Genomic DNA, 15,258 nt, shown 5'->3' on the forward strand with positions numbered 1-15,258 from the left:
TGAAATAATCAATTACTCCTATTATGAACGAAATGAATTGAACATATCAATGTCAAAGTAGTATGTAAAAGGATTTCATTATTTTTTATTATTATTTTTTTCGCTTTAATACGATAAAAAAGCGGGAATCCTCCCGCTTTTTACGATTATCGACGTAAGCCTAGTTTGTTAATTAACTCACGGTAACGAGTTACGTCTTTATTACGCAGATACGTAAGAAGATTACGACGTTTACCTACCATTTTAAGAAGACCGCGACGTGAGTGGTGATCTTTCTTATGAGTACGCAAATGCTCGTTCAAGTTGTTAATTGAGTCTGTTAGGATAGCGATCTGAACTTCTGGAGATCCAGTATCAGATTCGTGTGTTTTGAACTCACTGATGAGTTGATTTTTACGCTCTTGAGTAATTGCCATCCTGTTTCACCTCCATATTATAATTAGCCCCAGTTACCTAGCAACCGTCGGTGACTTCGGATTGCCAAGCAATGGTTTTAAGACTACGAAACATATGATACTAAAAATCGCGCCCATATGCAAATCTTTTAGAATAAAATTTGTGTACTTTTGATGTTTTTTCCGTTATTTGCTGAAAAAACGGATCGCTTCTTGTTTGTCTTTCTCAATCTGAGCCGTCAGTTCGTCGATGCCGTTAAACTTCCGTTCGCTCCGGATGCGTTTATACCACTCGATTTTAACGTCTTCTCCGTATACATCCTGTTGAAAATCAAATAAATGAACTTCAATTGACGGCTGATCGGGACGCTTTTCATAAAAGGTCGGTTTGTAGCCGATATTGCAGACGCCTTCATACACCCTGCCTTTTATTTCGGCCTTCACGGCATACACGCCTGTCGGCGGCACGATATAACTGTTGTGCAGACCGATATTCGCCGTCGGAAAGCCGATGGTGCGGCCTCTTTTGTCTCCGTGGATCACAGTGCCCCTGATAAAATACGGCTGGCCGAGGAGCGTGTGTGCCAGCTCCACGTCGCCATCCTGCAGCGCTGACCGGATATAAGTTGAGCTGATCTTTCTGTCCTGCTCAGTCTGTTTTTCGACAGTCGTGCATTCGGCCTTGCCGTCTAAATCGTCCGGCAGCGTAGCCATCGTGCCTTTTCCGTATTTTCCGTACGTAAAATCAAAGCCTCCCACCGCGTGCCGGGCGTTCAATCCTAAAATATACTCCTCGGCAAACTGTTTTGGAGAAAGAGCCGCAAACGATTCATCAAACTTTACGATATACAGCACATCAGCGCCTAAACGGCTGATCTGGCTGATTTTATCTTCAAGCGGCGTAATCAGATCCTTTGGCTCTTTGTCTCTGCCCAGAACATGGGAGGGGTGCGGATGAAACGTCATGACGGCAAGCGACAGGTTTTTTTCTTCGGCAATTTGTCTGGCTGTTCCGATTACTTTCCGGTGTCCCAAATGAACGCCGTCAAAGTAGCCGAGGGCCATGACAGACGCCGGCTGCTCTTCTTTTTGTAAATGATGCGGATGAGAAATATGTATCGTCTTCACAGAACGGTCACCTTTTTTCTTATTGTTCGCTTTTTTGCATCAGCACTTTAGCCGGTTTCAGCAGTCCATGTTTTGAAGGGTGCGGCATATAAATGGCCACACATTCTCCGGCTTCGGTACAGACAGCTATACGGGCGTCAGCTGTCATTGCAGAAAATTCCGCCGGTATGTCAAACACTGACCCGTTTTCAGCTTTCTTAGCTAATGTATCACTTATGACCCATTTCGGCAAATGATTGAGCGCTCTTTCGATAGGCACCGCATGCTCTGCAACCGTGCCGGCTGAAACCTGCTGCTCAAGCTCTTCAAACGTAAAACACTCATCCAGGCTGAAATCGCCGGAAGCGGTGCGGATGAGGTGGGACATATGAGCGGGATAGCCAAGCTTTTCACCGATTGTCACCGCCAATGTTCTGACGTAAGTGCCTTTTGAGCACGTAACTGTGAAACGGAATGACGCTGTATCATCCTTATAAGTGACAGGTGAAGTAAGCGCGATATCCTCAATCGTGATATTCCGCTTCGGCCGTTCCACTTCAATACCCGCTCTGGCGTATTCATAGAGCTTTTTCCCGTTGATCTTGACCGCGGAATACATCGGCGGCACTTGTTCCTGCGGCCCCTTCAGTTCGTCTAAAACGGCTTTGATATCCGCTTCTTTTATCGGCTCCTTGACAGGTTTTACGCTGACGGTTTCCCCCGTCTGGTCTTCAGTCGATGTGGAGAAACCGAGAGTGATCTCAGCATCGTACGTTTTTGATTTGTCGGTGACGTACTCAACAATCTTTGTGGCCCGTCCGACACAGATCGGCAGTACGCCTGACACTTCCGGATCAAGCGTTCCCGTATGCCCGACTTTCTTTGTTTTTAACAGTTTTCTTATTTTCATTACACAGTCGTGAGAAGTCATGCCGACCGGTTTATGTAAAAGGAGAACTCCGTTAACCATCTGTCTTTCGCTCCTTTGTTATCATTGTATCCCTGTAAAACGCAGAAAAGAGGACAGACGACAACGCCCATCCTCTTTTCCCGTTATTCAGACGGTTTATCTGAATGCAGTTCGTGAATCAGTGTTTCAATACGGTTGCCGTATTCAATTGATTCATCAAATTCAAATTCAAGCTCTGGCGTTTTGCGGAGTCTGATTCGGCTGCCGATTTCAGAACGGATAAATCCCTTCGCTTTCTCAAGCCCTTTCAGCGCCTCCTCTTTCTTTTTCTCTCCGCCGAGAACGGAGATATACACCTTCGCTATTTGCAAATCACCTGAAACACGTACGTCTGTTACAGTCAGAAATCCGATTCTCGGATCTTTCAGCTTTCGGCTGATAATATCTCCGAGCTCTTTTTTCATCTGTTCGCCGACACGGTTTGCTCTCATACTCAATTCAATCACCTCTAAGTTAAAACCACTCTGTTCTAGTGATCGTCCGTTCTATTTCGGGAAAGGAGTCAATAAACGCGAGTACGCGCTGAATCTCCTTTTCCGCCTGAACGTGAGAGGAGGAGACGACGGCGATTCCGAAGCTGGTCCTCTGCCAAGTGTCCTGATAGCCGATTTCTGCGGCCGACACGTTGAACTTATTCCGGACCCTCGTTATAATCCGCTTCAGAACGGCCCGTTTCTCCTTTAATGATCCCGCATCGTAAATGATGCATTCACATTCCGCAAATCCGATCACTTTCTTTCGATTTCCTGCATGACATACGCTTCAAGGATGTCACCTTCGCGAATGTCATTGTATTTCTTAATTGTAATACCACATTCATATCCTTGTGAAACTTCTTTCACATCATCTTTGAAGCGTTTCAGAACGTCTACTTCGCCTTCGAAGATAACGACGCCGTCACGGATCAAGCGGAGTCCGCTGTCACGTGTAATGTGGCCGTCTGTTACATATCCGCCGGCAATCGTACCGATTTTCGACACTTTGAATGTTTGGCGCACTTCAACCTGGCCGATGACTTTTTCTTCGTATTCAGGATCAAGCATTCCTTTCATCGCCGCTTCAATTTCTTCGATGACTTTGTAAATGATACGGTGAAGGCGGATATCTACATTTTCTGCTTCAGCCGTGCTCTTAGCATTTCCGTCTGGGCGCACATTAAACCCGATAACGATTGCATTTGAAGCAGATGCGAGAATGATGTCTGATTCCGTAATCGCACCGACGCCTGTGTGAATGATTTTCACTTTTACGCCTTCTACTTCAATTTTTTGAAGAGCGGCCGTTAACGCTTCTGCAGAACCTTGAACGTCCGCTTTTACGATTAAGTTGATGTCTTTGACATCACCTTGTTTAATTTGTTCAAACAGATCATCGAGGCTCAGCTTCGCTTTGTCGCTGCGCTGTTCGTCCAATTGTTTGGAAGCGCGCGCTTCACCGACAGAACGGGCTGTTTTTTCGTCTTTAAAGACGAGGAATTGATCGCCAGCCTGCGGTACGTCGTTTAAGCCTGTGATCTCTACAGGTGTGGACGGTCCGGCTGTTTTCACGCGGCGGCCGAGATCATTGACCATGGCCCGCACGCGGCCGAATGTGTTTCCGACAACGATCGGATCTCCGACATGCAATGTTCCCGTTTGAACGAGAAGTGTCGCGACAGATCCTCTTCCTTTATCAAGCTCAGCTTCAATAACCGTTCCTTTTGCCTGACGGTTCGGATTGGCTTTCAGCTCTTCCACTTCACTGACAAGCAGAATCATTTCGACAAGCTCGTCAATTCCCTTGCCTGTAAGCGCGGACAGAGGAACGAAAATCGTTTCTCCTCCCCATGCTTCAGGAACGAGTCCATATTCAGTCAGCTCCTGCATGACACGGTCAGGGTTCGCGCTCTCTTTATCCACTTTATTCACGGCAACGATAATCGGAACCTCAGCCGCTTTCGCATGGTTGATGGCTTCGACCGTTTGCGGCATAACGCCGTCATCGGCCGCTACGACTAAAATGGTAATATCGGTTACTTCCGCTCCGCGCGCGCGCATCGTTGTGAACGCCGCGTGTCCCGGTGTATCTAAGAACGTGATTTTTTTGCCGTTTTCTTCGATCTGGTAAGCCCCGATATGCTGGGTGATTCCGCCCGCTTCTCCTTCAACAACCTTTGTTTTTCTGATGCTGTCAAGAAGGGTCGTTTTCCCGTGGTCAACGTGGCCCATGATTGTCACGACAGGCGGACGGATTTGAAGATCTTCTTCTTTGTCAGCCTCTTCATACTTTTCAAGCTCAGTTTCTTCAAGCACAATCACTTCTTCTGTTTCCACACCGTATTCAGATGCGATCAGTTCGATTGTGTCTTTGTCAAGCTCCTGGTTAATCGTAGCCATTACGCCCAGAAGCATCAGTTTTTTAATGAGTTCAGACGGCTCTTTGCCCAGTTCCTCGGCTAAAGCTCCGACTGTTAAAGAGCCGGAAAACGTAATTTTCTCAGGAAGCTCTTTTTTCGGCTTCAGCGGTTTTTGCTGATGCTGATTTTTGTTGTTATGATTGCGTTTGTTTTTGTTTTTGTTGTTGTTGTTCTTCTTGTTTTTGTTAAATTGATTATTCTGCACGTCATTCTTCTTTCCGTCTCGAATTTTGTTTGGTTGATTCCCAGCAGGCTGCTGATTAACCCCTTGCGGCTGCTTGTTTTTGTTCGTTTCCGCAGGCTTTTGAGATTTAACGCCGGCGCCGCCTTTTTTAAATTTCGCATCAAGCTGCTTAATGGTCTTTTCTTCAAGCGTTGCCATATGGTTATTTACTACTATATCCATGTTTTTCAGCGCAGTCAAAATTTCCTTACTTGAAACATTGATGGCTTTTGCATATTCGTATACTCTCATTTTAGCCATTCGTTCACCCCCAAAAATATTAATCGAGCAAGCTGATCAGCTTATTCGCAAAACCTTGGTCAGTGACGGCGACAACGACACGTGATTCCTTGCCGATAGAGCGGCCGAGATCCGCGCGGCTTTCGACTTTTTTATAAGGTACTTTATAATAATTGCATTTATCGGATACTTTTTTTGCAGTATTCGCAGATGCATCTTCTGTCAGCAGAACAAGTTTTGCACGCGCATTTCTAATTTCTTTTATAACCAAGTCCTCGCCCGACACGACCTTACGAGCTCGATTGGCCAGACCCAGCAAGGGAAACCATTCCATTCCAGACATGTTATTTTTTCACCTTTTCCGCCAGTTCCAGCAATTCTTCGAAAATCTGGTCATCGATTTGTGATTGAAATTGATTTTGCAATGTGTTTTTCTTTTTCGCAGCTAAGATGCATTCTTTCTCCAGGGTGATATAGGCACCCCGCCCGTTCTTCTTGCCTGTCGGATCGACTGAAATCTCTCCTTCTTTTGAACGGACAATTCGGATCAGTTCCTTTTTAGGCTTCATTTCCCCCGTTACCACACATTTACGCAGAGGAATTTTTTTTCGCTTATTCACCTAAAGTCACCTCTTATTCATCCGATTCTGCTGTTTCAGGCTCCATAAAGAGCGGCTCTAAATCGTCATCTTCTTCATGCTCTCTCGGAAAGATGCCAAGTTCTCTTGCATCCGTTTCACTTTTGATATCAATTTTCCAGCCTGTCAGTTTCGCAGCTAAGCGGGCGTTTTGCCCTCTTTTTCCGATCGCCAGAGAAAGCTGGTAATCAGGAACAACGACAGTCGTGGCTTTTTCTTCTTCGTTGACGATGACATCCAGCACTTTAGATGGGCTGAGCGCATTGGCAACAAATTCAACCGGATCATCAGACCAGTTGACGATATCAATTTTTTCGCCTTTCAGTTCATTGACGATCGCCTGCACGCGCTGGCCTTTAGGACCGACGCATGAACCGACGGGATCAACGTCAGCATCATCAGTGCGGACAGAGATTTTGGAGCGGTCGCCCGCTTCTCTGGCAACGGATTTCAGCTCGACCGTTCCGTCATAAATTTCCGGCACTTCGATTTCAAAAAGACGCTTCAAAAGACCGGGATGCGTTCTTGATACGTAGATCTGCGGCCCTTTTGTCGTTTTTTCGACTTTTGTGATAAATACTTTAATCCGATCGTGAGGTTTATAGCTCTCATTCGGCATTTGTTCGTTAACGGGCAGCAGCGCTTCAATCTTGCCGAGAGACACGTAAATAAACTTGCTGTCTAAGCGCTGTACAATTCCCGTCATGATGTCTTCTTCACGATCGATAAATTCCGAGTAAATCACGCCGCGCTCAGCTTCACGGACACGCTGCGTCACAACTTGTTTCGCCGTCTGCGCGGCAATGCGGCCGAAGTCTTTCGGCGTTACTTCTATTTCAACGACATCTCCGACAAGGTAGTTCGGATGGATGTGCTGGGCGTCGTCAAGCGAGATTTCAAGCCTTGAATCGTATACCTCGTCTACGACATCTTTTCTTGCGAACACGCGGATGGTGCCCGTTTCACGGTTCAGATCGACCCGTACGTTTTGCGCCTGGTTAAAATTTCGCTTATACGCAGAAATTAAGGCAGCTTCAATTGCTTCGATGATAATGTCTTTACTGATGCCTTTTTCTTTTTCAAGAATCGTGAGGGCATCTAATAGTTCACTGCTCATGTTAGCGGTCTCCCCCCTTAAACACTAATACTTCATTGATTAAAATGTTACAGCTAATCTTGCGTTAGCTATTTTTTCATACGGAATATTGACCCGTTTCTTTCTTGTTTTAATTGTCATCTCTATTGTAGCAGTTTGTCCATCAAATTCAGCCAATTTGCCTTCAAACACTTTTAAACCGTCAATCGGTTCGTACGTTTTCATGTACACATTTTTACCCAGTGATTTTTCGAAGTCGGCTTTTTTCTTTAATGGACGCTCGGCTCCAGGAGAAGATACTTCAAGAAAGTAGTTCTGAGTGATCGGATCGGCCTCATCCAGCTTTTCGCTTAACGCTTCGCTGACTTTGGCGCACTCCTCAATATCAACACCGTTATCGGAATCAATAAACACGCGAAGGAACCAGTTTTGACCCTCTTTGACAAATTCAATGTCTACGAGTTCAAGCTGAAGGTCATCCAGTATGGGCTGAGCCATTCCTTGAACGGTATCAGTCACTTTTTTGCTCATGTTTTTCCTCCTTGTGCTGTCGATATCATATCAGCCGTTCCTCTGCATAAAAACCCTGCTTCTAAAGAGCAGGGGCTTTGAGAAAACGATGGACATGTCGAGGCAAAATTGCCTGTTCAATACAAAAGAGCGGGTTTCCCCACTCTTTGCCTCGGTAATCGTTAGCATTTCCAATAAAACTATACCATAACCATATATTTAATGCAAATCAAACTCCGCTCAGACGGCTGTCCTCAAAGCTTAAAACAGAGACAGCTGATTTTGATCCGGGAGCGACTCCAGACAGCCGTGGCGGTCTAAATACTCTAAAATGGTTTTTGACACTTTTCCGCGTTTTTGAAGGTCCTCTTTTGAAAGGAACTCTCCTTCTTCCCGCGCTTTTACAATATTGAGAGCGGCATTGGTTCCAAGCCCCGGAATCGAGTTGAACGGCGGAATCAGACTGTTGCCGTCAATGATAAATTCCGAAGCGCTGGAACGGTATAGATCGACCTTCTGGAAAGAATAGCCGCGTTCACACATTTCAAGCGCAAGCTCTAACACGGTCAGGAGGTTTTTTTCCTTCGGAGAAGCATCAAGCCCTTTAGAGCTGATATCATCCATCACCGCTCTGATGGCAGTCGAGCCCTTAATCATCGTATCAATGTCAAAGTCATCTGCACGCACGGTAAAATACGCAGCATAATATAAAAGCGCGTGATGCACTTTAAAGTATGCAATCCGCACCGCCATTAATACGTATGCGGCGGCGTGGGCTTTCGGGAACATGTATTTGATTTTTTTGCATGAATCAATATACCAGTTCGGCACATTGTTCTTTTTCATTTCTTCTTCCCATTCCGGCGTCAGGCCTTTGCCTTTACGGACAAATTCCATGATCTTAAAGGCCAGTGAAGGCTCAAGGCCCTGATAAATCAAGTAAACCATAATGTCATCACGGCAGCCGATTACTTCGCTCAGTTCACACGTATTGTTGTGTATCAGTTCCTGCGCATTGCCGAGCCATACGTCCGTTCCGTGGGAAAGCCCGGAAATCTGGACAAGCTCAGAGAACGTCGTCGGCTTCGTATCCTCAAGCATCTGCCGCACAAATCGCGTCCCGAATTCAGGAATGCCGAGGGTCCCCGTTTTACAGCCGATCTGTTCTTCAGTGACGCCGAGCGATTCTGTGCCTTGGAAAATCTTCATGACTTCCGGATCATCTGTCGGAATCGTCTTCGGATCAATTCCGCTTAAATCCTGAAGCATCCGGATGACTGTCGGATCATCGTGCCCCAATATATCAAGCTTCAGCAGGTTGTCATGAATGGAGTGGAAGTCAAAGTGAGTTGTTTTCCATTCAGAACCCGTCGCATCAGCCGGGAATTGAATTGGTGAAAAGTCGTAAATATCCATGTAATCCGGCACAACGATAATGCCCCCCGGGTGCTGACCGGTCGTTCTCTTAACGCCGGTGCATCCCTGTACAAGGCGGTCGATCTCCGCGCCGCGCATATGAAGGTTGTGGTCGCCCGCATAGCCTTTCACATATCCGTAAGCCGTCTTTTCCGCAACGGTGCCGATCGTTCCCGCGCGATAAACATTATCTTCCCCGAACAGCACTTTCGTGTAGTTATGGGCATGCGGCTGATACTCACCTGAGAAGTTCAAGTCGATATCGGGTACTTTGTCACCTTTAAAGCCTAAGAACGTTTCAAACGGAATATCATGTCCGTCCTTTTTCAAAGGAGTGCCGCAAGACGGGCAGCTTTTATCCGGAAGGTCAAAACCGGAACCGACTGATCCGTCATTAAAGAATTCGGAATACCGGCAGCTCGGGCACACATAATGCGGAGCAAGCGGGTTCACTTCAGTAATTTCCGTTAAGGTCGCCACAAGTGATGAACCGACGGACCCCCGGGAGCCGACGAGATAGCCGTCATCCAAAGACCGTTTGACAAGCTTATGTGAAATGAGATAAATAACGGCGAATCCGTGGCCGATGATGCTTTTTAATTCTTTTTCTATTCTCGCTTCAACAATTTCGGGGAGCTCCTCACCGTAAATGCTTCTCGCGCGCTGATAGCTCATTTCACGGATTTCTTCATCAGCACCTTCAATTTTCGGCGTGTACAGGTCGTCTTTAATCGGCTTGATCTCTTCGATCATCGAAGCGACTTTCTGCGTATTATGAACTACGATTTCTTTCGCTTTTTCCGCACCCAGAAAAGAGAAAGCCTCCAGCATTTCATCTGTCGTTCTGAAGTGCACTTTTGGCAGTTCATGCCTGTTTAACGGGTTGGCGCCGCCTTGGGAAGAAATTAAGATCTTTCGGTAAATTTTATCCTCATCGTTTAAATAGTGGACATTTCCTGTGGCAACGACCGGCTTATTCAATTTTTCCCCGAGCTTCGTAATGTTGGCGATGATTTCTTTCAGCGCTTTTTCATCCCGGACGAGCTCAAGCTGCAGCAGGTGTCTGTATACTTCCGGCGGCTGCACTTCAAGGTAGTCATAGAAGGATGCGATATCTTCAACCTCTTCAGGTGATTTTTGCATCATACCTTCAAAAACCTCTCCCCTGTCACAGGCAGAGCCGATTAACAGGCCTTCTCTGTATTTATTAAGCTGTGACCTCGGAATGCGCGGCACTCTGTAGAAATATTGAATATGAGAAATCGACACGAGCTTAAACAGATTTTTCAGGCCGGTCTCATTTACGGCAAGCAATGTTGCGTGATAAGGTCTCGATCTTTGGTAAGCATTGGATTGTCCCATATTCTCATTCAGCTGATCATGATAAAAAATATCTTTTTCAGCCGCGTCTTTGAGCATTTTCAACAGCAGGTATCCCGTTGCTTCAGCGTCAAAGACCGCACGGTGATGCTGGGTTAATTCAATATCAAACTTTTTACATAACGTATTTAAGCGGTGATTTTTAAATTCAGGATACAGGAAACGCGCGAGTTCCAGCGTATCAATGACCGGATTTTTCGCTTTTTCCGTTTTCAGAAGGCGCTTGTACGCTACATTTAAAAATCCCATATCAAAGCTGGCGTTATGAGCCACAAGCACATCATCGCCAATCCATTCTTTAAAATCCCGGACGACGTCAACGACATCGGGAGCGTCGCGGACCATGTCATCCGTAATCCCGGTAAGCTCTATCGTCGTTGCTGACAGCGGATGATGCGGATTGGCGAACGCTTCAAATTTATCAATGATTTCTCCGCCTCTTATTTTGACTGCGGCCAGCTCAATGATTGTGTCATACACGGCGGACAGACCTGTCGTTTCAACGTCAAAGACGACATATGTGTCCTCTTCAAGAAGACGGTGAGCGGGATTGTATGCGATCGGAACGCCGTCATCTACGATGTTGGCTTCCATTCCGTAAATCATTTTAATGCCGTGTTTTTTCGCGGCGGAATAGGCATCCGGGAAGGACTGCACGACGGCATGATCAGTTAAGGCAATCGCTTCATGCCCCCATTTTTTCGCCTGTTCGACAAGCTTTCCGATTCCCGTTACAGCGTCCATTTGACTCATCGGGGAATGCAGATGAAGCTCTACCCGCTTTTCGCCTTCAGGAGCCGTGTCTTCACGGGTTTCGGCTTTTATTTCATTCACGTCATTTGCAATCATGACGAGGTCTCTGACGAATGTATCGTTTTGGATGCTTCCCCGCGCTTTCACCCACATGCCCTTTTTCAGTGTTTTCATCAGGGCGGCGTCTTCTTTTTCTCTCGCAAACATTTTTACTAAAATACTGTTTGTATAGTCCGTGATTTTGAAAATGCAGAGCGTGCGTCCGCTTTTCAGCTCGCGTGTTTCAGCATCAAACACATAACCCTGCACCGTAATTCTTCTTTCTTCATCCATGATGCTGTCAAGCGTCCGGATTTCTTCGTTCTCTTTAATTTGATAGCCGATGACAAGCGGGCCGGACGGCGCTTGATCCTCATCGCCCTCTTTTTCCTTCTTCTCCATTTCGATAAGCGCCTGCATCGCCCGCTCCTGATCTTCAGCAAGCTTTTGCTCGCGGAATTTCTGGACTTCTTGGTCAGACACGAAAGTTTCGGTATCCAGCTGCAGTTCCGGAAAACCGAATTGGCGATAGCTGTGCTGAATCAGAGCGCTGTATTTATTTTTGAGCGCCGATGCTTCTGTATCTGTTTTTGTTTTCACGATCAGCTTGTTTCCCTTGAGCTTCGGTTTCTGCTGATTCAAAAGTGCCACCATCGGCGGCGAGGTTCCTTCAAGCTCTTCGATACAGCGTGTCCAATAATCCTGTACAAGCTCCTCTGACACTCTAGGATCAATGACTTGAATGGACGACGTGACCCGGGCAATGTGAGCAAACGATTGTGTTAACCTCATCATGAATGAGTCATATATTTGATACGGCAAAAGAGCCTTAAAGCGAAATTGAAAATGCCAGGCCTTTTCTGCTTTATGGATTGTCAGTTTATCAATCTCTCCGTCTTCAAAGTATGTCATGAAGGTATCATCTGTCATATTAAGCTGCTGAAGAAGAATCTGAAACTGTCTTCTGTTTACTGATAACTGTTCCATTCAGACAGTATCCCTCCCTTAAAACATCATAAGTGAAGGTACCTCCGCAGGTGATGAGGTACCTTCTTTTTTCTCTATTTTAACATGATTTTGTACGATTCGTTATGGTGATTACTTCGTCTTGATAAATTCAGAAAGCTCATCCACTGAAACTTCGGCAGATTCACCGGTTTTGCGGATTTTTACTTCTACGATGCCTTCATCTGCACGTTTACCGACAGTGATGCGGATCGGAAGGCCGATCAGGTCAGAGTCAGCAAATTTCACGCCTGCGCGTTCAGCGCGGTCATCGTATAACACCTCATAACCTTCGGCTTGGAGTTTACCGTATAGCTGCTCGGCAAGCTCTTTTTGCGCTTCGTTTTTCATATTCAGCGCCAAAATATGAAGATCATACGGAGCAACGCTTTTCGGCCAGATCAGGCCTTTTTCGTCGTGGTGCTGTTCGGCGATTGCTGAAAGCGTTCTTGATACGCCGATTCCGTAACATCCCATCAGCATCGGCTGCGCACGCCCGTTTTCATCAAGGTATGTCGCATTCATCGCTTCAGAGTAACGCGTACCGAGCTTAAAGACTTGTCCGACCTCAATCCCTTCAGCGAAGCGGATCGTGCCTTTTCCGTCAGGTGACGGATCGCCTTCCTGAATGATTCGAAGATCGGCATATGCTTTTACAGACGCATCGCGTTCGATGTTTACGTTTCTGTAATGGCGGTCTTTTTCATTCGCGCCGCTTACTGCGTTTACCATGACTTTCACAGCCTGGTCGGCATAAATCTCAATGTCGCCGGCAGCGCCGATCGGCCCCGCAAATCCCGGCTCCGTGCCAAGCTTCTCCGCTACCTCTTCATGAGACGCAAGCTCAACCGCTTCCGCGTTCAGAAGGTTTTTCACTTTTACGTCATTGACCTCATGATCGCCCCTTACTAACACGAGAACAAATCGGTCATCTGCTTTAAACAGCATGGATTTGATGCAGGCGCTCGGTTCAATCTGAAGGAAAGAAGCCAGCTCTTCAATGCTTTTAACATTCGGCGTATCAATTTTCTCCAGCGCCTCGGGTTTTTCATTGGAAGGCTCGCTTTTCATCACAACTTCGGCCATTTCCGTGTTGGCTGCGTAAGAGGATTCATCGGAATAAGCGATGGTGTCTTCCCCTATTTCGGAAAGAGCCATAAATTCATGCGTGTCTTTTCCGCCCATTGCGCCTGAGTCAGCGATAACGGGACGGACGTTTAATTCGCACCGTGCGAAAATGCTGCTGTATGCGCCGTACATGTTTTGGTATGTTTCCTCCAGACTTTCTTCAGAGGCATGGAAAGAATACGCATCTTTCATGATGAATTCGCGTCCCCGCAATAACCCGAAACGCGGGCGTTTTTCATCTCTGAATTTAGACTGGATCTGGTAAAGAGTGAGCGGCAGACGCTTATAAGATTTCACCTCATCGCGCACGAGAGAAGTAATGACTTCTTCATGCGTCGCGCCTAAAGCAAATTCGCGGCCGTGACGGTCTTTCAGACGCATCAATTCAGGCCCGTACGTATACCATCTGCCTGATTCCTGCCATGTTTCGGCCTGCTGAAGGGCCGGCATCAGCATTTCCACCGCGTTGATTTTTTCCATTTCTTCACGCACGATCTTCTGAATGTTTTGAATGACCCTGTAAGCAAGGGGCATGTAGCTGTAAACCCCGCTCGTATTTTGTCTGATAAATCCCGCTCTCAGCAGAAGCTTATGGCTTTTTGCTTCAGCATCAGCCGGCACTTCTCTCAGGGTCGGAATAAGCGTCAAACTTTGTCTCATGTCTTCGCACCTCTGATTTTTTACTAGTCAATTATAAGAATAAACGCTGGATATCGTTCCATGTGACAACCAGCATAAGAAGCATTAAGAAAGCTACGCCGATAAATACGACAAATGCTTCCTTGTCACGGTTAATCGGCTTACCGCGGATTGCTTCAATGAATAAAAACAGCAGCCGTCCGCCGTCAAGCGCCGGGATCGGCAGCAGGTTGACGATTCCAAGGTTGATGCTTAAAAATGCCGCAAACTGGAATAGATTGATGATGCCGGTTTTTGCAACCTGATCCGTCATATCATAAATCCCCACAGGACCCGAAAGCATATCAAGCTTAAACTGGCCTGTCACGATTTTGCTTAAGTTGGTCAGGATCGCCTTTGTGACATCAACAGTAGATGTCGCGCCGTAAGCGATCGCTGCGAACGCGCCTTTTTCAGTCGGCGCATAAGAGCCGAAGCGGCCGATTGTTTTTTTGTTTTCATCTTTTACGGCTTCAGGGGTAACCGAGATATGAAACGATTTGCCGTCCCGTTTGACGGCGACATCGATTTTTTTCCCGGGATTGTCTTTTACCGCTGTCACGATGTCAGTCCATGACCGCATTTTTTCACCGTTAATGCTCTGGATATAGTCGCCTTCTTGTAAACCGGCAGCCGCAGCACGTCCATTGTCTGTCAGCTTCCCGAGCTCAGGCTGATTCGAAGGCACGCCCTGAATAAATCCAAGCATGACGAGAATGACATACGCTAAGATGAAGTTCATAATCGGACCGGCAGCAATCGCCTTAATCCGCTGCCATACGGGTTTTGACCCGAATTGACGGTTGTAAGGCGCAATCTGCACTTCTTCTCCGTCTACGATGAAAAAAGAGGTCTGGCTGACAGTAAAGGCCGCCAGCTCATCTTCTTTCCCCTGCTCGTACCCGGTAATCTTCATTTCGTGCTCAAGATCAGCCGTCTCTACCTCGATAATTAAAGCGTCGGGGTATTTTTCCTTTTGATTAATGATGACTTTTTCCACTTCGTCGTCTTTATTAAAAAGAAGACCGACGGTATAACCCGGTTTGACTTCAATCATCTCCGGATCTTCACCGGCCATGCGGACGAACCCGCCGACCGGAAGGAGCCTGATCGTATACACGGTTTCATTCTTTTTAAATGAAAAGATTTTGGGCCCGAAACCGATCGCAAACTCGCGGCAAAGGATTCCCGCTCTTTGGGCGAGCAGTAAATGCCCCAGCTCATGGAAGAAAACGAGCGTTCCGAAAATAATAATAAACGCGATAACTGTATTCACGAACATACC

13 protein-coding genes are annotated in these 15,258 nt (G+C 46.6%); all 13 read right to left on the bottom strand.

Annotated elements, in window-relative coordinates:
- Positions 1–146 precede the first annotated feature (146 nt).
- Positions 147–416 carry a 30S ribosomal protein S15 gene (gene rpsO / locus AC1DN5_RS05040; protein WP_003154182.1) on the bottom strand — a complete coding sequence of 90 codons (270 nt, stop codon included), beginning with the start codon at positions 414–416 and terminating at the stop codon, positions 147–149.
- Positions 417–581: 165 nt separating this feature from the next.
- Positions 582–1,523, bottom strand: a complete 942-nt coding sequence (gene ribF / locus AC1DN5_RS05045; protein ID WP_016936085.1) for a bifunctional riboflavin kinase/FAD synthetase — start codon at positions 1,521–1,523, stop codon at positions 582–584.
- Between the two features lie 19 nt (positions 1,524–1,542).
- Complete coding sequence (gene truB, locus AC1DN5_RS05050) at positions 1,543–2,472, bottom strand: tRNA pseudouridine(55) synthase TruB (RefSeq protein ID WP_060962774.1); 930 nt, start codon at positions 2,470–2,472, stop codon at positions 1,543–1,545.
- A gap of 83 nt (positions 2,473–2,555) precedes the next feature.
- The gene (gene rbfA, locus AC1DN5_RS05055) at positions 2,556–2,909 is read right to left on the bottom strand and encodes a 30S ribosome-binding factor RbfA (protein WP_003154185.1); all 354 of its coding nucleotides are present in this window, start codon (positions 2,907–2,909) and stop codon (positions 2,556–2,558) included.
- Between the two features lie 16 nt (positions 2,910–2,925).
- Positions 2,926–3,204 (bottom strand): DUF503 domain-containing protein, encoded by a 279-nt coding sequence (locus tag AC1DN5_RS05060; protein WP_016936087.1) that lies wholly within the window; start codon positions 3,202–3,204, stop codon positions 2,926–2,928.
- A complete protein-coding gene (infB, locus tag AC1DN5_RS05065; RefSeq protein WP_049628483.1) occupies positions 3,201–5,351 on the bottom strand; it encodes a translation initiation factor IF-2 in 2,151 nt (716 codons plus the stop codon). The genes AC1DN5_RS05060 and infB overlap by 4 nt, the downstream gene beginning before the upstream one ends.
- A gap of 19 nt (positions 5,352–5,370) precedes the next feature.
- On the bottom strand, positions 5,371–5,673 hold the full coding sequence (locus tag AC1DN5_RS05070) for a YlxQ family RNA-binding protein (protein WP_003154192.1): 303 nt from the start codon (positions 5,671–5,673) through the stop codon (positions 5,371–5,373).
- Position 5,674: 1 nt separating this feature from the next.
- Positions 5,675–5,950 (bottom strand): glucose-induced regulator RulR, encoded by a 276-nt coding sequence (gene rulR, locus AC1DN5_RS05075; RefSeq protein WP_003154193.1) that lies wholly within the window; start codon positions 5,948–5,950, stop codon positions 5,675–5,677.
- A gap of 13 nt (positions 5,951–5,963) precedes the next feature.
- Complete coding sequence (gene nusA, locus AC1DN5_RS05080) at positions 5,964–7,085, bottom strand: transcription termination factor NusA (protein WP_016936089.1); 1,122 nt, start codon at positions 7,083–7,085, stop codon at positions 5,964–5,966.
- A gap of 39 nt (positions 7,086–7,124) precedes the next feature.
- Positions 7,125–7,595, bottom strand: a complete 471-nt coding sequence (gene rimP, locus AC1DN5_RS05085; protein ID WP_016936090.1) for a ribosome maturation factor RimP — start codon at positions 7,593–7,595, stop codon at positions 7,125–7,127.
- A 240-nt stretch (positions 7,596–7,835) separates the two neighbouring features.
- A complete protein-coding gene (locus AC1DN5_RS05090) occupies positions 7,836–12,149 on the bottom strand; it encodes a PolC-type DNA polymerase III (protein WP_060962775.1) in 4,314 nt (1,437 codons plus the stop codon).
- Positions 12,150–12,260: 111 nt separating this feature from the next.
- Complete coding sequence (locus AC1DN5_RS05095; protein WP_366969387.1) at positions 12,261–13,955, bottom strand: proline--tRNA ligase; 1,695 nt, start codon at positions 13,953–13,955, stop codon at positions 12,261–12,263.
- A gap of 31 nt (positions 13,956–13,986) precedes the next feature.
- Positions 13,987–15,255, bottom strand: coding sequence for an RIP metalloprotease RseP (rseP, locus tag AC1DN5_RS05100; RefSeq protein ID WP_095240712.1), 1,269 nt, complete (start codon positions 15,253–15,255; stop codon positions 13,987–13,989).
- Positions 15,256–15,258 lie beyond the last annotated feature (3 nt).

This window comes from Bacillus sp. 01N42_2 (assembly GCF_056399565.1).